Genomic DNA, 20,326 nt, shown 5'->3' with positions numbered 1-20,326 from the left:
CTTTAATTATTATTTTTATGTCTACATCTTGGTTTATAATTGCAAATCCTATTTCTGGAAATCGGAATTTTTCTAAACAATGGAAGGAAATTCAACAATTATTAAACAATAAGAAAATAGACTTTTCTTTTGCTTTTACAAAATTTTCTAAACACGAAATTGAATTGGTAAATACCGCAATTCAGCAAGGCTTTAGAAATATTATTTCGATTGGTGGAGATGGAACACTACACAATGTAGTTAACGGAATAATGCTGCAAAGATACGCAAAAACTTCTAATATAACTATTGCTGTGATTCCACAGGGAACTGGCAACGATTGGATAAAGACATACAACATACCTAATAACATTGAAAAAGCGATTGATATTATTTGTAAAAAGAATATAATTTTACAAGATATTGGTGTTTTAAAAACTAAAAATAAAACAACTTATTTTAATAATGTAGCAGGTTTAGGCTATGATGGTTACATTGTTAATAAACTAAAAACTTTAAAACATTTTGGGTCTTTGGCTTATATATTAAGTGGTATTGCCGGTTTACTCTTTTATAAAAAAACAGTGTTTAAAATTATTTTTGATGATAAAATACTAGAAACTAATTGTTTAATGACAGTTTTTGGTATTTGTAAATTTTCTGGTGGTGGTATGCAGTTTACAAAAGAAGTACATACTACAGATGGTTTATTAGATGTTACCATAGCTAAAAACCTGACTATCTTTGATTTAATTTTAAATCTACCTAAATTATATTCTGGTAAAATTGTAGATCATAAAAAAATAGAAACTTATAAAACCAAAGAAATTAGGGTGGTTCCACAAACAGAAAAACCTTTTATTCAGGCTGATGGTGAGCTACTTGGAACAGGAGAAGTACATGTAAAAATTATTAAAAAGGCTATTAATTTTGTGGTAAATTAAAGAAAAATCACCACAAAATACTATATAGCTTATATTTTTAAACGAAAGAAGAAGTTGAATAAAGCTACATTGTTTTAATTTTTTAAAGGTTAATCTAAATTTTAATTTTTAAAATATAGAAAGAATAAATAATTTAATGAAAGCTAAATCAATTTCTTCTCTATTTTCTTTTTGCTTTCCTCCTATTTCATTTTTTCGTTTTCAACAGTTATAAACATTCTATATTATAATTATATTTTCTTTTTAAATTTAAAAAAAACAATAATGGTTATAATAGTGTGTGAATAGCTACTATAAAAAAAACACTTTTTATTATTATATTTCAGTTATTAAAAATCATTGACAAGTTATGAGTTACCTAAAAGCTTAAAAATCAATTTAAAATTAGAGTTGTTAACAATAGTTATAAACAGTAGTTAACCTAAAATTCTTAATAGTTAACAACCCAATTGATGTAAACAAATGGTTAATTTTATGTTGATAAACTTTTATCAAAAACTCATAAATAAAGTTGTGTATGTCATAGTACTCGCTGTATTGTAATTTTAATTTAATATACCAAATTTACTTGTAAAACTTTACTGATACTTCTTAACAATTACCTAACATAGCTAAAGAGTTAAAAATTAATAAGTTATTAAAAAAGGTGTTTTTTTGATTGTTTATAACTGTTGATAACCGTTACTTTCTGTATTTTTGCTACTACAACACAATTAAAATCAATTTATTATGACTATTGCTATTGGTAACGATCACGCAGGTACAGAATACAAATTCGAAATTATAAAACATTTAGAAGAAAAAGGGTATAAAGTTCTAAATTTTGGAACCAATACAAACGACTCTATGGATTATCCGGATGCCATTCATCCAACAGCAGACGCTGTAGAAAGTGGTAAAGCAACATTAGGTGTTATTTTATGTGGAAGTGGAAACGGAGCACAAATGACAGCAAATAAACACCAAGGTATTAGAGCTGCTTTATGCTGGAATAATGAATTGGTTGCATTAACAAGACAACATAACAATGCAAATATTCTTACTATTCCTGCACGTTTTGTGTCTTTACAACAAGCTATTGGTTTTGTAGATATTTTTCTTACTACAGAATTTGAAGGTGGAAGACATGGAGACAGAGTTAATAAAATTTCTTGTGCTGGATAATTAGTAAAATATTCTTGATACAAAAATTATAAAAAATAAATAAAAATCACTCAAACTTACTATTAGATTGAGTGATTTTTTCTTTTAAATTGATACAAAATGGACTTTTTAATAAAATCTTTTAATGAATTAAATACAACAGAACTGTATAATATACTTCAATTACGATCGGAAGTTTTTGTGGTAGAACAAGACTGTGTGTACCAAGATGTAGATTTTAAAGATCAAAAAGCACTACATGTTTTTGGTTTTAAAAATGATAAAATTATTGCATATACACGTATTTTTAAACCAGGAGATTATTTTAAAAATGCTAGTATTGGTAGGGTAGTAGTTGCTGCTAACGAACGTAAATACGGTTTTGGACACGATTTATTAAAAGCTTCTATTAAAGCCATTAAAGATGATTTTAAAGTAGATAAAATTACAATTTCTGCTCAAAAATATTTAAAGAAATTTTACGAGTCGCATCAATTTATTCAAGTAGGCGAGGAGTATTTAGAAGATGGTATTCCGCATATTAGAATGGATAAAAATGGTAACTAAAAATTGATTCTAAAACTTAAATTAGGAGTAAAAGGTAAAGAATAATTATCTACTCTTCTTACATTATTTTCACTAGTATTATCTAGAAGATAATAAGAATTTATAATGTTTTGTTTGTCTGTAATATTGGTAAAACCAAGACGAATAGTAGATTTTAAGACTTTAGATAAATTAAAATTATAACTTGCAGAAAGATCTAATCTAAAAAAATTAGCTAATTTTTCTTGGTTAGGATTGTTATAATTAACAATTGTTCTATTTTCATTTTGTATGGTTTCATTTCCTACAACAGGTTTTGTATACGGTTTACCAGAACGCATAACCCCACCAAATGAAATTTTAAAAAATTGACTTAAATTATAGTTAAAAGCAGTACTTAAAGAGTGTGTAATATCTAAACTATTAGAAAATGTAGCCGGAGTAAAAATATTGAATGTATAATTGTTTTTGGCATAGGTATAACTTAGCCAAGTACTAATTTTTTTATTTTGTTTATTCACTAAAAATTCTACACCTTTTACATCATAATTTCCTATAGAATTAGCGGTTAGATTGTTATAAAAACCTTGATTTTCTGCAGTAATTCCATCTACTTTTTTGTAAAAACCAGTAATATCTATATAAAAATTTTCTTTAGAATATTCCAAACCAAAAGAAGCTTGTTTACTTTTTATAATAGGTGTATTATCATGATCAGAAAGTATCCATCTTTGTTTTTCAATTCCTAAAAAGTTATTTTCAAAATCTATTTTCTGAGCCGTAGTTTGGTTTTTATATTCACCTTCTAGTTTTAAAGATAATTCGGTATTTAATTGCTGACGAATATTAATTCTAGGTTCTACTAAAAATTTATCAAACTTTTCAAAGTAGTTTGCTCGCACTCCAAATCTGGTATATGTATTTTTTTTATGATACTCAATTTCTGAATAAAAAGCACTTTTTAACAATGTATGTTTGTCTGTATTGTTAAAAGATGGTGTATGTACGGTAAGGCTATTATTAACTTCTATTTTATTAAAAACCAACCCATTAGTTAATTTTAAAATATCAGAAAACTCATATTTAGTATGCAATTTTATAGCTGTTTCTAATACATTATTAAATTGTTTTTGGTATTGATCTACATCTCTATTATAATTTGAAGAGTTTATTTTATAATCTGAAAAGAAAATAGATAAATTAGTAGAAAATTTAGCATCCCAATTAGCATCCCAACTAATTTTAGCACCCAAATTTTCTTGTTTTAAAATGCTATTTTCTTCTATTTCAGTATTTTTTGAAGTGTATTGTTCTTTATAATCTAAATTGTTTTTTATGTGAATAAAATTTGTTCTAATTGCATGATTGTAACTAATATCATATAAAATTTTAAAAGAATAATCATAGAAATAAAAGTCTGAATCTGTGTTATTTACAGTATTTTTTTTGGTAGTATTACCTTGAAAACTTCTAGTAAAATAATTTTTATAAGTTGGGGTGTTAATAACATCTGTAATAGATCTTCTGGCAGAAATGTGCAGTTCTAAATTATCTTTTATAGGTACTTGTAAAAAAGCATCTGCACTTAATAAATTAAAACCGCCGCCTCCAGAAAATTTATTAGTAATTTCATTAGAAGCTTCCATATTTATGGTAGAGGATACTCCGTCTGAAAAAGCACTAGTTGTTCCGTTTTTAATAACAGCTACTTTTTTAGTTAAATACGGATTATAAGCAGAAATAAGTCCAAAAAAATGACCTGAATGGTACATTTTAATACCATCCCAAAGCATTAAATTTTGGTCATTGCTACCACCTCTAACATTAATATTAGAAATACTTTCGTTGATGCTTTGTACACCTGGCAAAATTTTAATTGTTTTTAAAATATCTGGTTCTATTAAACCAGGTAGAATTCCTAATTTTTCTGTGTTTAAAACCGTACTTCCATCAGTATTTTTATGCAAACCGGCAGTTATAAACTTAGGCATTGTTACTTCGGATAATTCTTCTGTTTTTTCTTCTAAATAAATTTGTTTACAACTGGTAGAAAACAATTCTTTTACCGTAATATTTTTTGTTTTAAAACTTATAAAAGAAACAGTTAAACTAGCATTTACAGGTATGTTTTTTAAATAAAAAATACCTTTATTGTTGGTTGTTGTTCCTAATTTATAACCATTTACTTTTACAGAAGCTAAATATAAAGGTTCTAAAGAGTTTGAGTTTAAAATAGTTCCGCATATAGAAATATACTTATTCAAAAAAGAAACAGTTACATATCTATTATCTAAAGTATTAAATAGTAAAAAGGTTTCTTTATTTAAAAAATTGATAAGGTTTTCTATTGAAATTCCTTTTTCTGGTTTTTGGATAAAAATATTTTTTACATCATTATCAGAATATGAAAATTTTATATCATAACTTTTTTCAAGTTCTAATAATAACGAAGAAAGCGTTGTTTTATCAGAAGAATTCTGAGTAAAAACAACACTTGTTATCAATAAAAAACAACAAACAAGAAGCCGTATTTTAATTACCATGGTTAAAGATAGTAATTTTTTTACCATCAATTTTATAAGATAATTGCAACGGAATTGTAACAGATTTTAGGGCAATATTTATATCTCTATGTGTAAAGCCACCAGAATATAAAATATCTAAATCAATGTTTTTTGTTTCAATTGTATACCCAAACTGATTTTCTATTTCATCTAAAATAAAATGCAAAGCTGTACTTTTAAAATTAGACTCTTTTTGTAACCAAGATTTCTCATCTATATTAAAAGTATTGGTGGTATCTACAACTCCATTTACCACTTTAAAAATGGTTCCTTTAGGTAGTTTTATCAACTTATTTTTATAGCTAACACTTACCAAACCTTCATAGGTTTTTACTTCAAAATAATTAGCTCTTTCCTTTACATTAAACTGTGTACCAAGTACAGTAACATCTCCAATTTCTGTATTTACGGTAAACTTTTTTCCTTTTTGTACTTTAAAAAAAGCTTCTCCGTCTAAGGTTAAATTTCTGTTTTCTTGCCAATCTTCTTTAGCATAAGAAATTTCTGAATTTGCATTTAAAACTACCTCAGAATTATCTGGTAAATTAAAGTTCTTTGTTTCTGCAAATGCTGTTTTAAATTTATAATTATTAGTATTAAAAAGAAGAAAATAAGAAGTTGTTAATAACACAACAATAGCTGCGGCATATTTGTAAATATTCTTATAATTAAAGGACACAATTTTTCCTTTTTTAGACGTATTTTTAGTTTTTAATTTTAGGTCTGCAAGAGATTTATGAATATCTACTTTAGGCGTTTCTATTTGAGATGAATAATGTGCTATTTTTTCTAAAGTATTAAAATTTTTAGTTTCTTTTAACTGCGTTAATTCTTCATCAGAAATTTCTCTGTTTAGCCATTTTAAGATGTCGTTTTCTTTTTCCATTTTCTTGGTATTCTATATATAGAACAACTAATCAGTAGTTTACCCTACCTTAAATTGGTGTTAAATTCCGTCTATTTTATTTCTTAACTTTTTTAATGCTGATGACATTCGTTTTTCTACTGCTTTTTGAGATATTTCTAACAATTCTGCTATTTCTCTGTATTTTTTTCCATCAATTCTATTCATTAAAAAAACTTCACGTTCTCCTTCTGTTAAACCTGCAATAGCATTTTGTAGTTTGTCTTTAAACTCTTTTTCTTCTAATAAATACTCTGGACTTTGGTTATTAACATCTAAATAAGGACTGCTTTTTGCATATTCAAAAACTACTTTTTGATGTTTTACTTTATTTAGAAAAAGATTGTTAATAACTGTAAATAAGTAAGACTTGGCTTTTGTAAAATCTATTTTAGAACACTGTTCCCAAACCTTTATAAATGCTTCTTGTGCTAAGTCTAAAGAGGTGTTTTTATCTCCAGATTTATAGTAAGCAAAATTACTTGCAGACTGTACATGAGAAGTATAAAACTCATTAAAATAGATTTCATCACAAAGAGATTTATCACTCATATAGAGGTTTTAAAAAAGAAAATAAAGTGTAAAAATAAAACAAAGTTGTTCTATTAAAAAATAAGTTTATAAAATCTATTTAGCTTTATCGTTTTAGAAGTAAAAATGACAAGTAAATGATTATTTATCGCCCTTTTTTGTCATTTTATAAATAAGATAACCAAAACCTACTACAAAGTGAAAAATAATTACAGCAGCTACTATATATAATGTGGTATTAGAATTGTTCATTACACAAAATTAGAAATATAAATATTCTTTTTTTCTGATAATTGTCACATAAAAGAATCCACTTCTTTTACGCCACTAATTTCTAAATTACCTAATTCTATTGTTCCAATTCTAACCCGAATTAAACGTAAAGTAGGCAAACCGACAGCAGCAGTCATTTTACGTACTTGTCTAAATTTTCCTTCTCTAATAATTATAGAAACCCAGCTTGTTGGTCCGTGTCTTTCATCTCTAATTTTCATGCTTCTCAGCGGAAATTTAGGATCATCAATAATAGAAGCTTTCCCTGGTTTTGTCATGTATTTTTTACCGTTAAAACCAATTTCTACACCATTTTTTAACTGTGCTATTTCTTTTTCGGTGATTACTCCATCTACTTGTACGTAATATTCTTTTTCGTATTTATTACTTCTAATTTCTGCGGATACTTTTCCATCCGTTGTTAATAAAAGTAATCCTTCCGACGGAACATCTAAACGACCAATTGCCATGGTTCCTGCTGGGAAATCATGTAAATCTCCTAAAAGTTTTTTCTTCCGCTTTGCGGGATTTACAAACTGAGAAATCATTCCCCAAGGTTTGTGAATTATAAAATGACGATGTTTTTCTATCAATTTATTCGTCTTTTAAAGAAGATAAAAACTCCTTAAAGGAAGCCCAATAGGTTTCATTACCTTCTGTAGTTTCCCAAAGTGCTCTAGTACCATGAATCCCTTTTACTTCTGGTATAAAATGTGTTAAATAACTAGCATTTACTTTATCAACCAACTTTTTAACACCCGCACTTTCACTTAAAGAAGAAGTAACAAAAACAGGTTTTTTATACGTACTTATGCTTTTATTGATGTTTATTCCTTTAAAATATTCACCAGGACTAAATGCTGCAACCGCTTTAATTTTAGCATTATGTACACCCATTAAAAGCGCCAAAGAAGAAGAATAAGAACTACCAACTAATATTATTTTTTGTCCGCCATTTTGGTTGTATATATAATCTACAGCAGCTTCAATATCTTGTTCTGCATCTAAATAAGAAATGCCTAAACCTTTTATATTAGCGGCTATTGCTGTCTGATTATCTATATTATTAACCGTGTTGCCAGAACGTTGATCTATTGCCATTACAGCATAGCCTAATTTTGTTAATTCTATAGCAGTATCTTTATATTCTCCTCTACTATAACCTGCCTGATGACATAGTAAAATAGTGATAGGCGTTTCTTTACTTTTATAAATATCTGCAGTAATTGGTAAACTATCTTTAGATGGAAAAGTGATGGTTGTTTTTTCTAAATTCGGACTTGTTTTTTTTATGATTGTTTTATTTTCTAAGGCTATAGTTGGTGTATCTGTAGCCTGTTTTTTACATGAAAAAAGTACTAATAAGCTAATAATTACGGTATATTTTATCATTTTTTTAAGGGTAGTTTTTAAGTTTTATAACTTAAGAAGTTATTTATAATATTTTAATAGCGACAGCAAAACTATTTTTTCCTGTTGATAAACGCATGTTTTTTTCAGAAAATTTTTGATCTGTGTACGATGTATATTGCGTAATTGGCTCAATACAAAGCATGTTATCAACTTCTGTCCACAACATAAAATTATGAAAACCTTTTGTAGTAATTTCTAAATCGTTTCTATCACTATTTTTTAAAGTGATTTTATCAGCATTTAAAATAGGAAAAGCATTAGCACCCGCTTTATAAACATCGGCTAAAGTAATTTCTGTATCATTAGAAATTAAAGTTTCGTTACCAGTACCAGACAACATAAATGCAGGATGATAGCCCAACATAAATGGCATTCCCTCAATAGAATTAATGATAAATTCTATGTTTAAAACATCATTTTCTAGGGTAAAATTCTTTTCAAATGTAAAATCGAAAGGCCAAGAAAGGTTTTCTTCTGTAGATTTTACAGGAAATTTACTATTGTTAATAAGTGTATCTTTTTTATATTTTTTGATGAATTTAGCCGAGTTTTCATCCGAAGAAACTAAAGAATATTCTAACTCACGCAACAAACCATGTTGATCTAAAATTGCATCTCCATTTTTGGTATGCACTCTAAAATTATTTTTAGAAGTAGGACCAATTACAGGAAACATTTCATCATCAGAATTACGCCAACCTTTGTTTCCTTTTTGATGAATATATTCTTTATCATCTTTTTTAAAACTGATAATTTCTCCTTTTTCTATGTTAACCTTAGATTTTTTATCATTAGAAATTAAGGATTGTATACTTTTCATATTAATTTAATTTTTCAGGATTTTTACCTATTTTTTTTGATTCAGAATTTACCCTTCTTTCTAATTTTTTTATATCCTCTTCAGGTGGTAAATTTTCTGGTTTAATTCCTCTTTCAATTAGTATTTTTCTTACGGAACTATTGTTTGTTACGTGCTCTTTAGAAATACTATTTTCAGTCCTTAAATCTTTTTCTTTGGTATTAAAAACGGTTATTTCTGTTGCAAAATCTTTTGCTTTAATGGTAATAGTTGGTAAATAATCTGCTAAAGCTCTACTATTAGGAATCCCTAATTTAACTTTCATTTGTTGTGGTAGACAACCCAAATAATGCTTGATCTCCTTTACTTCTTATTAACCCAAAATTTTTGTCATTACCCGTTTTTTCATAGATTAATTCTGATAAATCTTTTTCTGACAACGTTAATTTTTGTCTTGCTTGTAATCTTTCCCAATCTTTAATTCTTTGTTCAATTAACTCAAATTTTCTAGTTTGCATTGCAAAATAATTTTGAGCGAAAGCAATGCTCTCTTTTCTAGGATCACCGTTCTGTGCAATTAAATAACAAGCATATCTTGTTAACATTAAATCATCTATTTCTCTTTTCGTATTTGAACCAATTTCAACCATTTTCTTGACGTCAGGAAAATGGTCAAGAATTTCGTTACCAGTTACATCACAAGCAATTTTAGCTTTATTAATAACTTTTATAAAATTTTCCCATTTTGAATACCCTAATAAAATTTGTAAATCTCTTGCAAACCAAAACTCAATACCACTTTCAGTAGTTAGAGAGTGGTCTTCAAAATTTTTGGATAAGCTTTCTACGATTTCCTTTTTCATCTTTTTCAATTTTTTATAAAAATACAAAAAAAGATGAGTACAAAAAGAAACTCTTTTTGTAACTTGTGGCACTTATTTAAAATTAAAAAAAGCAAGATTAATGGCGGCAGATAAAGAAAAAACAGCAAAGCTAAAAGCACTTCAACTTACTCTAGATAAGCTAGATAAGACGTATGGTAAAGGAGCTGTAATGAAATTAGGTGATGTAGTAACTGAAGATATAGATGCAATTTCATCTGGTTCTTTAGGGTTAGATTTGGCTTTAGGCGTTGGTGGTTACCCAAGAGGAAGAGTTATTGAAATCTACGGACCAGAATCTTCTGGTAAAACTACCTTAACATTACATGCAATTGCAGAGGCTCAAAAAGCAGGAGGAATTGCAGCATTTATTGATGCAGAACACGCATTTGATAAATTTTACGCAGAAAATTTAGGAGTAGATATAGATAATTTAATTATTTCTCAACCAGATCATGGTGAGCAAGCTTTAGAAATTGCAGAAAACTTAATTCGTTCTGGTGCAATTGATATTGTGGTTATTGATTCTGTTGCGGCTTTAACGCCAAAAGCAGAGATTGAAGGAGAAATGGGAGATTCTAAAATGGGTTTACATGCTCGTTTAATGTCTCAAGCATTACGTAAATTAACAGGTACAATTTCTAAAACAAAATGTACGGTTATATTTATTAACCAATTACGTGAAAAAATTGGAGTAATGTTTGGTAATCCAGAAACTACAACGGGTGGTAACGCATTAAAATTTTATGCTTCTGTACGTTTAGATATTAGAAGAAGAACACAAATTAAAGACGGAGACAAGGTTATTGGAAACAGTACTAAAGTTAAAGTTGTTAAAAATAAAGTAGCACCTCCTTTCCAAATTGCAGAATTTGATATTATGTATGGACAAGGAATTTCTAAAGTTGGTGAAATTTTAGATATTGGTGTAGAGTTAGGTATTGTTAAGAAAAGTGGTTCTTGGTTTAGTTACGGAGAAACAAAATTAGGCCAAGGTAGAGATGCTGTTAAAGGCTTAATTAAAGACAATCCTGAGTTGGCAGAAGAACTTGAAGGTAAAATTAAGATTGCTATTGAAAATCAAGAATAAATATTAAAAGTTCTAACTATTATTATTAAACTGCTATAGAAGTAATCAATCTATAGCAGTTTTTTTTATGCTAAAAAAACGAATTTATTTTTGTTGTGTATAATTTACTTCTTTTTGTAAAGCAACAATTACTTTTATAAGTTTGCAATATGATTAAGCTAACAAAACAAGTATCCTTAAAAAATATAACAACTACAGATTGTACTAAATTGTATGATTTAATGCGCGAAGTTTACCCTTTAGCATACAGTCATTTTTGGAAAGATAAAGGAGATTGGTATATAAACGCTCAATATTCTAAAGAGCATATTTTAAAAGAAATATCCGAAGAAAATACGGAGTATTATTTTATCCTTTTTAAGGATGAAATTGTTGGTAATTTTAGAATTATTTGGGATGAAAAATTAGAATATTTATCCGAAGAAAAACAAGTAAAATTACACAGAATTTATCTTCATAAAAAAATGCAAGGAAACGGAATTGGAAAAAAACTTGTTTCTTGGTTATCAGAAAAAGCAATTCAAAAAGGCTATACTATTATTTGGTTAGATGCAATGGATGAGCAACCCCAAGCTTTTCAATTCTATAAAAAGTTAGGTTTTGTATATCATTCTCACACTTTTTTACCTTATAATTTATTATACAAAGAGGTAAGAAAAATGAGTCAGGTTTATAAAGTATTAGAAGACTAAATTATTCTTTAGACACTATTTTTACCAACCATAAAATTAGATAAGCACCAAGCCCTAAACCAGCAAATAAAACTAACAGTACAAATAATATTCTAATATTTTTTGCAGTAAACTGTGTTTTTGTACTTAACCATTGACATACACCTAAAATCATAAATCATAAATTTTTTGTTATTAACTTTAAATATAATTAAACTTATTAATTTTAGAAAAAATATTTAAAAATTAATTATTAATACTTTAAAGTACAATTAATTATACAATTTCGTCCTTTTTTTATTATTGTTTATCCTAAAATTAATTTAATTAATACTTTTTATCTCTAAATTTGTAAAAATTTTATTTTTTGAGATTTTTCCTTTTTTAATGAGAATATGAAATACAAATACGTAATTATACAAGACAAAGAAGATGCTTTAGATGATTTAAAAGCAACTTTAAAAGAACATTCTAATTATAAGTTAGTTGATGTTGCAACAACTTTAGAAGATGCTTTTTCTTTAATTATTAAAACAAAACCCAATCTTATTTTTTTAGATGTAGAAATTGATGATAAAAATTCTTTTACACTTATTCCTAAATTAAAGGAATTTTTTATAGAGTTGCCAACTATTATTATGACTACAGCACATAATTATTATGCAAAAGAAGCAGTAAATAATAAAGTATCTTATTTTTTAAGTAAACCAATTGAACCTGTAGAACTACAAAAGTCATTATTATTATTTGAAAAAGTGTTTACAGAAGGACAAACACATCTTGCAGTAAAAACAAGTTCTTACATAAATATTTTGGCTTATAAAGACATTTGCTTTTTACAAGCAGAAAGAAACTATACCAATGTTTTTAATATAACTGGTGAGAAGTTATCTACTTCAAAATCTTTAAAACATTTTGAAGAAACGTTACCAAAAAAATTTATTAGAGTTCATAAGAGTTTTATTATAAACAAAGATTGTATTGAAAAGTTAAATACTAGAAAAGGACAAATATTTTTACATCCAAAAGATGTTTTCATAGATTTAGAAGAAAACGTTATTCCTATTGGAAAAGAATACATGCAAAAACTTAAAAATTCCTTTTCCTTTTAAAATAAAATTCCCGCGAAAGCGGGAATAAAAGTTATAAATAATTATCTTAAGAAGTGTTTTAGTATTTAAACACCTGTGCTTCCAAAACCACCAGCACCACGTTCTGTTTCATTTAAAACAGTTACTTCTTGCCAGTTTACACGCTCGTGTTTTGCTATAATTAATTGTGCTATTCTTTCACCATCATTTATTACAAAATCATCGTTAGATAAGTTGACTAAAATAACCCCAATTTCACCTCTATAATCTGCATCTACAGTTCCTGGAGAGTTTAAAACAGTTACCCCTTTTTTTGCAGCCAAACCACTTCTTGGTCTTACTTGTGCTTCAAAACCAATTGGTAAAGCTATAAATAAGCCTGTTTTAACAATCGCTCTTTCTAACGGCTTTAATGTTATTGAAGTTTCAATATTTGCTCTTAAATCCATTCCTGCAGCACCTTCAGTTTCGTAATTAGGTGTTGCGTGTTTCGATTTGTTAATTATTTGTACGTTCATTGTTTTCTAAATTAAATAAAAATGTAATTACTTCTAAAAATTCTGCTTTCCAAAAAGACTCTGTGTGTTTGCCATCTGGGTGTACTTTTGTTTTTAAATTTTGTGATGGAAAACCAAGATCTATTAATAATTCTGCCATATTTTCGGTATCTGGAACCATAGAATTTCCTTCTTTATCACCCACTAATAAATAAAGTCTTGTTTTTTGCTGATTTCCATTTTCTTCGGCAAATGTAATTACTTTATCAGAAAACCAAAAAGAGGTAGAAAGTGCACCAATTTTGCCAAAAACTTCAGGATATTTTAAGCCTCCATAAAAGGAAATTAGTCCTCCTAAAGAGCTACCAATAATTGCGGTATTTTCTGAGGTGAGTTTGGTTCTGTAATTTTCATCGATGTAAGGTTTTAGTTCATTTACCAAGAAATCTACATAAATTTTACCTTTTCCTCCACCGTATTTTACATTTTCCCAAGGTGTATATTCTTCAATTCTTTTCTCTCCACCGTTTTCTACACCAACAACAATAAAACTTTTCCCTGTTTTTTTGTAAAGATTATTTAATGTTTCATCAATTTCCCATTCACCCACAAAAGAAGTAACATTATCAAATAAATTTTGTGCATCGTGCATATATATTACATCATATTTCTCTTTTGATGAGTTATAATTTGGAGGTAAATACAACCAAATTTTATGCGGAATATCGTTTAAACCATCAATAACAAATGTTTTTTCTAAAATGGTAACATTGGCTGCTTTTGTAGAAGTTTTTTCAGAATTTACTTTAGATTTTATTTCTTTTACTTCTTCTGTTGTTTTTACTTTACAAGAAATAAAAAAAAGTAGAAAAGCTAAAAATAAAAGTGATATTCTTTTCATAATTTATCGTTTTAATATTTGTTTAATTTCCTCTTTTTCGTTAAAATAAATCAATCCAAAGAAAAGAAAAAGGGTTAAAATAGAAAACCAATACTGTCCTCTAAATACGGTAAAAGAAATCAATTCAAAAACAATAGAGAATACTAAATAATAAGCTATTTTTTTTAATTTATAATTTACAGGATAATGTTTTTTACCCACAAAATAAGACAATACCATCATGGTACCAAAGGCTATTAAGGTTGCCCAAGCAGAAGCCATAAAACCAATTTTAGGGATCATTATTAAGTTAAAAACAATGGTAATAATGGCGCCAACAATAGAAAAGTACATTCCGTATTTTGTTTTGTCCGTTAGTTTATACCAAATGGATAAATTGTTATAAATACCTAAAAATAAGTTTGCTAAAAGTATAATTGGCACTATAGAAAGCGCTGTAAAGTATTCTGGTTTTCCTAATAATATTTGCGCAAACAAATCGATAAAAACAACTACAGTTAGCATAAAAAAGGCTCCAAAAATGGTAAACCAAGTCAAAACTTTCGAATAAGTTTCTTTAGCATTTTTTTTATCAGCATTATTAAAGAAAAAAGGTTCTGCACCCAAACGAAATGCCATAATATACAAAGTCATAAAAACGCCTAATTTATAGCAAGCCGCGTAAATTCCCATTTGTTTTTCGCCTAAAATATCTCCTAACAGCAGTTTGTCTAAATTTTCATTGGTTACAAATGCTAAACTTCCAATCATAATAGGAAAACTATATTTAAACATTCTTTTGAAAAGCGAAATATCAAAATCGAATTTAAATTTAAAAACATCAGGAAAAAGTAACAGAAAAGTAGATAAACTTGCGAGTGTACCGGCTACAAAAATGTGAATTACTTTAGGATAATTGTTATAATAATTTACAATAAATTCTGGTAAAGAAATTTCGTTTTTTAAAGCATAAGGTACAAACCAAAGAAAGAAAACATTTAAAATAGAAAAGACACCAATATTTATTAATTTTATGGCTGTAAACTTTAAAGGTTTGTTTGTAACACGTAAATATGCGAATGGCACCACTACTAAAGTATCTAACGTAATTGTATATACTAATAATTTAAAAAATAAAGGATTTTTAAATCCGAAGAAAAGAGAAATTTCATTATTAAAAAATAAGGCTAAACATAAGAAAATGAGTGTAGAAATTAGCAAACTAATAAAGGATGTAGACACCACTTTTCCTTTCTCTTTTTCTTTAGAAAAAAAACGGAAAAAGGCAGTTTCCATACCAAAAGTTAGTAGTGCATTTAAATAGGCAGCGTACACATAATAATCTGTGTTTATAGCATATTTTTCTGCATCTAAAGTAGAGGTATGTAGTTTTACCAAAAAGATATTTATTGCACGTGGTAAAACAGCTGCAATTCCGTATATTATGGTGTCTTTAAAAAAACGTTTTAAGGAACTCAAAATTTTTAATTAGCGAACACAAATATAATAATTCGTAAATGCAATCCTCAAAAGATAATAGTTTTATTACTTTTGATGTATAAAATGATCAATAGATGAATAAGCAAAAAAAAATAGCAGTTTTTGGTGGAGGAAGTTGGGCAACCGCAATTGTGAAAATGTTGAGCGAAAATTTAGAAACAATTGGTTGGTACATGCGTAATGAACAAGCAATTGAACACATAAAAGAAAACGATCATAATCCTAATTATTTACAATCTGCAGATGTGTATGCACGTCAGTTAGATTTATCTAGTGATATTAATTACACGGTAGAAAATTACGATGTTCTTATTTTTGCAATTCCGTCTGCTTTTTTAACCAGTGAATTAAAAAAATTAACGTCTTCTTTAGAGGGAAAAATTATTTTTTCTGCTATTAAAGGAATTGTACCCGAAACAGGGTTAATTATTGGCGAGCACTTTAATAGAGAATTTAATGTTCCTATAGAAAATATTGGTGTTATTACGGGACCTTGTCATGCAGAAGAGGTAGCTATGGAGCGTTTATCTTATTTAACTATTGCTTGTAAAGATGAAGAAAATGCCAAATTTATAGAGAAATCTATTCAAAGTTGGTACATAAAAACTAAAATTTCAGACGATATTATTGGTACAGAATATGCAGCTATGTTAAAAAATATTTATGCGGTTGCAGCAGGTATTGCACATGGTTTGGGGTATGGAGATAATTTTCAGGCAGTGCTAATGAGTAATGCTATTAGAGAAATGAAAAGCTTTATAAAAAAGGTGCATAAAATGAAACGTAACATCAATAATTCTGCTTATTTGGGAGATTTGTTGGTTACCGGTTATTCTCTTTTTAGTAGAAATAGACAATTTGGAAACATGGTTGGTAAAGGGTATACGGTAAAATCTGCACAAATGGAAATGAGCATGATTGCAGAAGGGTATTATGCGACCAAAAGTGCTTTTAAAATGAAAGAAGAAAACGGGGCAAATACACCTATTATAGATACCGTTTACAATATTCTATATGCAAATAAAAACCCTAAAAAAGAATTTCAAAAATTGACAGATAAATTAGATTAAATGTTCCTTGAGGTTTTTACCTCTAGGTTTCCCTTAAAATTGTCTTTCCCGTGAAAACGGGAATCTAAATAAAGAATTTCTAATTCTATTTAAAATAAGATGTAACTAATAGTTATAACAGATATTTAATGTTGTTTTTATAATAAATTGTTTATTTTTGAACATTGAAGTTAATTATTAAACAATTACAATGAAAACAATACAAGAAGTTGTAGAAAGCACCATTAGAAAAACACCTTTTATAGAAGAGGCTTTAAATGAAAAGTTGATAAATGTTTCTTCTTTAGCAAGAATTATTTTACCGGAAGTTTCTACCGCTTTAAAAAAGGAAGTTAAGGTTGGTGCAGTTATGATGGCTATTAATAGACTTTCTCCTGCAAGTGAATTACGTATTAGAAAGAACATAAAAAAATTAGCTTTAGATTTAGGAGATGTAATTGTACGATCTGATTTGTGTGATTTTACTTTTAAAAATACAACTTCATTATTAAAAGAGATTGCAAAAATTTTAATGAAATCTTCAGAAAGTTCTGATTATTTTTTAACCGTTTCTCAAGGTATTTTTGAAACTAATATTGTTACTAGTAAAAATTTAGAGCCTTTTGTAAATGAGATTTTTGAAAAAGAAGCCCTTATTTCTAGTGTATTAGATTTGGCTTCTATTACTATTAAACTTCCAAAAGAAAACCAAGAACAATCTGGTATTTATTATTTTATTTTAAAACAATTGGCTTGGGCAGATATACCGCTACAAGAAATTATTTCTACTACAAATGAAATGACGATTGTTGTAAAAGAAGAAGATATTAATCAAACTTTTGCCATTTTAATGGATATGAAATTGAGTTAAATAGAACCTTAGTTACTTATTTTAAATTAACAGATCATCCTACAAGGCTTCTAAAACCTTGTAGGTATATTATAAAAACAACCAACTATCTATTTTTTATAATGACAAAGCAAGATCCTTATGCAGCATTAAAAATTAAGGAATTCAATATTTTTTTATTTGTTAGATTCTTGCTCGTTTTTGGTTGGTCTATGCAATTTATTGTCATAGAATGGCAAGTATATTCTATTACAAAAGATCCTTTATCTTTAGGCGTTATTGGTTTAATGGAAATTATTCCGGCGTTTACAATGGCTTTATTTGCGGGTCATATTGTAGATCAAAATGAAAAAAGAAACTTACTAGCTATTTGTACAGCAGCATTTTCATTGATTAGTTTGGGGCTGTTTTTATTAACATCAGATGTTGTTGTTGGTCATTGGTCTACTAATAAAATTCTATATTCAATTTACGCTTTGGTTTTCTTTGGCGGATTTTTACGTTCATTTTTCGGACCTACAATTTTCTCTTTAGTGGCATTATTAGTTCCTAAAAAGATATATCATAATGCGGCAACATGGAGTACAAGTACCTGGAAAACGGCTTCGGTTTCTGGAGCCTTATTTGGTGGTTTTTTAATCAGTTGGATTGGTGTTGATAAAACACTTTGTTTGGTTTTTATCTTGGTCATTCTATCCTTAATTTTTACTTTTTTAATAGAAAAGAAACCTATTTTAAATAAAAAAATTGGAGAACCAATGAAAGAAAGTTTAAAAGCTGGTGTAAGGTTCGTGTTTCATAATAAAGCTATTTTAGGTGTTTTAACATTAGATATGATTGCAGTTTTATTTGGTGGAACCGTAGCTATTTTATCTGTTTTTGCACAAGATGTTTTAAAAGTTGGGCCAGAAGGTTTCGGTATTTTAAATGCTTCTATTTCTATGGGAAGTATTGTTACCATGTTTTTAACAACATACATTCCTATCAACAGAAAAACAGGTAAAAAAATGTTGGTTTCTGTCTTTATTTTTGGGTTGAGCATTATCGCTTTTGGGTTATCTTCTATTTTTTGGGTAAGTGTTTTAGCATTGTTTATAAGTGGTGCTGCAGACGGAATATCAATGGTTATTCGTCAAACAATACTACAATTAAAAACACCCGATGATATGCGAGGTAGAGTTTCTTCTGTAAACTCTATGTTTGTTGGTTCTTCTAACGAGTTAGGTGCTTTTGAAAGTGGTTTAGCCGCAAAGTTTTTAGGAGCTTCTATGGCGGTTGTTTTTGGAGGAACGATGACGTTACTTACTGTTGTTGGTATTGGTGCTTTAAACCCAACGTTAAGAGATTTAGATTTAACAGAAGAGATAGAAGCAAACCAGAAAGAAGCGTAATTTTAAGGCATAAAAAAACCGTTTATCAGTATTTGTGATAAACGGTTGTAGAATTATTATTTTTCTTCTTTTATGGCTGAAATAGATTTAACAGTTTGTGTCTCTCCAGTAAAATTACCTTCTTCATCAATCAGGTCTATTTCTTTATTTATCCAAGTAATATTGAATTTTTTATCAATCATTTCATCTTCATATAAAGAAAGTTCTATATTTTCATCTAAATCGTAGAATAAAATAGTTACATCTTTATCGTCTACAAATCTAAAATATTCCATTTCAGTTAATCCTTTAAAAGTAGCAACAATTTTGTTTTCTTTTTCTTGTGCAGAAATAGAATTAACAGAAAAAGTAAGGGTAATAAACAGCACTAATGCTGATGCATATAATGTTTTCATGATTTTTAAATTTTAAGGTTATTTTTTAATAAATATAGTAGCTGTTCTTTTTCTTAAAAGAACCTGCTTTTTGTTAGAAGTGCTAGAAACTATATTTTCATAAGCCTTAAAAATTACTGATAGTATATATCAAATGTACATTTTTTTTTAATTGAAAATTAAATTATTTGTTAATTATTAAATTAACAAATAAATATTTTTAAGTGTTCTTTTTTTTAGTTATTAAGTTTGTTTTCAGTATATTAAAATCTATGTATTTTTTAAACTATAGGCATTACACTATTTTTAGCTGTGCTAAATAGGGTAAGAATACAATAAATATCACTTTCTAAAATTAAATTTAAAGTAATTTTATCATTCGAAAAGGCAAATTATATTTTAGTTAAAATAGGTCTATAAAAAAGGCAATAAATCAGTATTTATAGCGCATATAAAAACTAGTTGTAAAAATTTATAAATTGTTTTAATTACTATTTATTTAACTTAATAGATAATATAGTTTTTACAGTAATTTTTTCACCTGTTTGTTGCCCCACGGAATCATATTCATCTACAAGTTTATTTTTCCAGGTAAGTATAAATTTTTTATTTATTTTACTATCATCTTCTTTCTCAAAATCTATATTTTTTGATTTATCATAAAATAAATACTCTATATTATTATCATCTACAAATTTATAATCTTGATTTTCTGTAGGGCCAATATAAGTAGCAATTAATGTATGTACTGTTTCTTGAAATGTTATTTTTTTTGCAGAGAAAGAGCATGCAATAAATAAGATAACAATTGAGGTATATAACGTTTTCATAATTTTTAAATTTAAGGTTATTGTAAATATTATAAATACTTTGTGATAAAGAAGTTATTTAAATTGAATAGGGTAAATTCATCAGCATTAAAATTAACAATGACATACTCAAATATAATATTTTTT

At 27.4% G+C, this 20,326-nt stretch carries 21 protein-coding genes and 1 pseudogene; 9 read left to right on the top strand and 13 right to left on the bottom strand.

Features of this window, described 5'->3' with window-relative positions; genetic code table 11:
- Nucleotides 1–17 precede the first annotated feature (17 nt).
- The 3 genes from GQS58_RS11725 (at nt 18) to GQS58_RS11715 (ending at nt 2,633) form a co-directional block, all read left to right on the top strand.
- Nucleotides 18–923, top strand: a complete 906-nt coding sequence (locus GQS58_RS11725) for a diacylglycerol/lipid kinase family protein (protein ID WP_166386078.1) — start codon at nt 18–20, stop codon at nt 921–923.
- A gap of 729 nt (nt 924–1,652) precedes the next feature.
- Entirely contained in the window at nt 1,653–2,087 is a 435-nt protein-coding gene (gene rpiB / locus GQS58_RS11720) for a ribose 5-phosphate isomerase B (RefSeq protein WP_166386076.1), read from the top strand.
- Nucleotides 2,088–2,186: 99 nt separating this feature from the next.
- Nucleotides 2,187–2,633, top strand: coding sequence for a GNAT family N-acetyltransferase (locus tag GQS58_RS11715; RefSeq protein ID WP_166386074.1), 447 nt, complete (start codon nt 2,187–2,189; stop codon nt 2,631–2,633).
- On the opposite strand, the gene GQS58_RS11710 is transcribed toward GQS58_RS11715, so the two are convergent.
- The 7 genes and pseudogenes from GQS58_RS11710 to dinD form a co-directional block, all read right to left on the bottom strand.
- Nucleotides 2,630–5,182 carry a carboxypeptidase-like regulatory domain-containing protein gene (locus tag GQS58_RS11710; protein ID WP_166386072.1) on the bottom strand — a complete coding sequence of 851 codons (2,553 nt, stop codon included), beginning with the start codon at nt 5,180–5,182 and terminating at the stop codon, nt 2,630–2,632. The genes GQS58_RS11715 and GQS58_RS11710 overlap by 4 nt on opposite strands.
- Nucleotides 5,145–6,062, bottom strand: a complete 918-nt coding sequence (locus GQS58_RS11705) for a FecR family protein (protein WP_166386070.1) — start codon at nt 6,060–6,062, stop codon at nt 5,145–5,147. Before GQS58_RS11705 ends, GQS58_RS11710 begins: the two co-directional genes overlap by 38 nt.
- 60 nt (nt 6,063–6,122) lie before the next feature.
- The gene (locus tag GQS58_RS11700) at nt 6,123–6,632 is read right to left on the bottom strand and encodes an RNA polymerase sigma factor (protein ID WP_166386068.1); all 510 of its coding nucleotides are present in this window, start codon (nt 6,630–6,632) and stop codon (nt 6,123–6,125) included.
- 275 nt (nt 6,633–6,907) lie between these two features.
- Complete coding sequence (locus GQS58_RS11695; RefSeq protein ID WP_302849996.1) at nt 6,908–7,474, bottom strand: pseudouridine synthase; 567 nt, start codon at nt 7,472–7,474, stop codon at nt 6,908–6,910.
- Between the two features lie 4 nt (nt 7,475–7,478).
- Complete coding sequence (locus tag GQS58_RS11690; protein ID WP_166386066.1) at nt 7,479–8,276, bottom strand: alpha/beta hydrolase; 798 nt, start codon at nt 8,274–8,276, stop codon at nt 7,479–7,481.
- 43 nt (nt 8,277–8,319) lie between these two features.
- Complete coding sequence (locus tag GQS58_RS11685; protein ID WP_166386064.1) at nt 8,320–9,117, bottom strand: aldose 1-epimerase; 798 nt, start codon at nt 9,115–9,117, stop codon at nt 8,320–8,322.
- Between the two features lies 1 nt (nt 9,118).
- A pseudogene (dinD, locus tag GQS58_RS11680) lies at nt 9,119–9,959 on the bottom strand (DNA damage-inducible protein D).
- Between the two features lie 100 nt (nt 9,960–10,059).
- Here dinD and recA point away from each other — a divergent pair.
- Nucleotides 10,060–11,067 carry a recombinase RecA gene (recA, locus tag GQS58_RS11675; protein ID WP_166386062.1) on the top strand — a complete coding sequence of 336 codons (1,008 nt, stop codon included), beginning with the start codon at nt 10,060–10,062 and terminating at the stop codon, nt 11,065–11,067.
- 149 nt (nt 11,068–11,216) lie between these two features.
- Nucleotides 11,217–11,759, top strand: coding sequence for a GNAT family N-acetyltransferase (locus GQS58_RS11670; protein WP_166386060.1), 543 nt, complete (start codon nt 11,217–11,219; stop codon nt 11,757–11,759).
- 1 nt (nt 11,760) lies between these two features.
- Here GQS58_RS11670 and GQS58_RS11665 read toward each other — a convergent pair whose 3' ends face one another.
- Nucleotides 11,761–11,913, bottom strand: a complete 153-nt coding sequence (locus GQS58_RS11665) for a PspC domain-containing protein (RefSeq protein ID WP_166386058.1) — start codon at nt 11,911–11,913, stop codon at nt 11,761–11,763.
- A gap of 220 nt (nt 11,914–12,133) precedes the next feature.
- Between GQS58_RS11665 and GQS58_RS11660 the strand changes: the two genes are divergently transcribed.
- A complete protein-coding gene (locus tag GQS58_RS11660; RefSeq protein WP_166386056.1) occupies nt 12,134–12,850 on the top strand; it encodes a LytR/AlgR family response regulator transcription factor in 717 nt (238 codons plus the stop codon).
- A 65-nt stretch (nt 12,851–12,915) separates the two neighbouring features.
- Here the strand turns inward: GQS58_RS11660 and dut are convergent, their stop codons facing one another.
- From dut to GQS58_RS11645, 3 genes are read right to left on the bottom strand one after another with little or no spacing between them, the layout of a single operon-like run.
- Nucleotides 12,916–13,347, bottom strand: coding sequence for a dUTP diphosphatase (gene dut / locus GQS58_RS11655; RefSeq protein ID WP_166386054.1), 432 nt, complete (start codon nt 13,345–13,347; stop codon nt 12,916–12,918).
- Nucleotides 13,328–14,227, bottom strand: a complete 900-nt coding sequence (locus tag GQS58_RS11650; RefSeq protein WP_166386052.1) for an alpha/beta hydrolase — start codon at nt 14,225–14,227, stop codon at nt 13,328–13,330. Before GQS58_RS11650 ends, dut begins: the two co-directional genes overlap by 20 nt.
- 3 nt (nt 14,228–14,230) lie before the next feature.
- Nucleotides 14,231–15,685: a polysaccharide biosynthesis C-terminal domain-containing protein gene (locus tag GQS58_RS11645; RefSeq protein ID WP_166386050.1), complete on the bottom strand. Its 1,455-nt coding sequence runs from the start codon at nt 15,683–15,685 to the stop codon at nt 14,231–14,233.
- A 95-nt stretch (nt 15,686–15,780) separates the two neighbouring features.
- Here GQS58_RS11645 and GQS58_RS11640 point away from each other — a divergent pair, with 95 nt between their 5' ends.
- The 3 genes from GQS58_RS11640 (at nt 15,781) to GQS58_RS11630 (ending at nt 18,996) form a co-directional block, all read left to right on the top strand.
- Complete coding sequence (locus GQS58_RS11640) at nt 15,781–16,776, top strand: NAD(P)H-dependent glycerol-3-phosphate dehydrogenase (protein ID WP_166386048.1); 996 nt, start codon at nt 15,781–15,783, stop codon at nt 16,774–16,776.
- 190 nt (nt 16,777–16,966) lie between these two features.
- Entirely contained in the window at nt 16,967–17,626 is a 660-nt protein-coding gene (locus tag GQS58_RS11635; protein ID WP_166386046.1) for a hypothetical protein, read from the top strand.
- Nucleotides 17,627–17,727: 101 nt separating this feature from the next.
- Nucleotides 17,728–18,996 carry an MFS transporter gene (locus tag GQS58_RS11630; RefSeq protein WP_166386044.1) on the top strand — a complete coding sequence of 423 codons (1,269 nt, stop codon included), beginning with the start codon at nt 17,728–17,730 and terminating at the stop codon, nt 18,994–18,996.
- A 56-nt stretch (nt 18,997–19,052) separates the two neighbouring features.
- On the opposite strand, the gene GQS58_RS11625 is transcribed toward GQS58_RS11630, so the two are convergent.
- Nucleotides 19,053–19,391: a hypothetical protein gene (locus GQS58_RS11625; protein WP_166386042.1), complete on the bottom strand. Its 339-nt coding sequence runs from the start codon at nt 19,389–19,391 to the stop codon at nt 19,053–19,055.
- Nucleotides 19,392–19,861: 470 nt separating this feature from the next.
- Nucleotides 19,862–20,200 carry a hypothetical protein gene (locus GQS58_RS11620; RefSeq protein ID WP_166386040.1) on the bottom strand — a complete coding sequence of 113 codons (339 nt, stop codon included), beginning with the start codon at nt 20,198–20,200 and terminating at the stop codon, nt 19,862–19,864.
- Between the last annotated feature and the right edge of the window lie 126 nt (nt 20,201–20,326).

Origin of the sequence: Polaribacter sp. 11A2H (assembly GCF_011379025.1) — a bacterium.
GTDB lineage: Bacteria > Bacteroidota > Bacteroidia > Flavobacteriales > Flavobacteriaceae > Polaribacter.
This window is presented reverse-complemented; position numbering and strand designations above follow the sequence as displayed.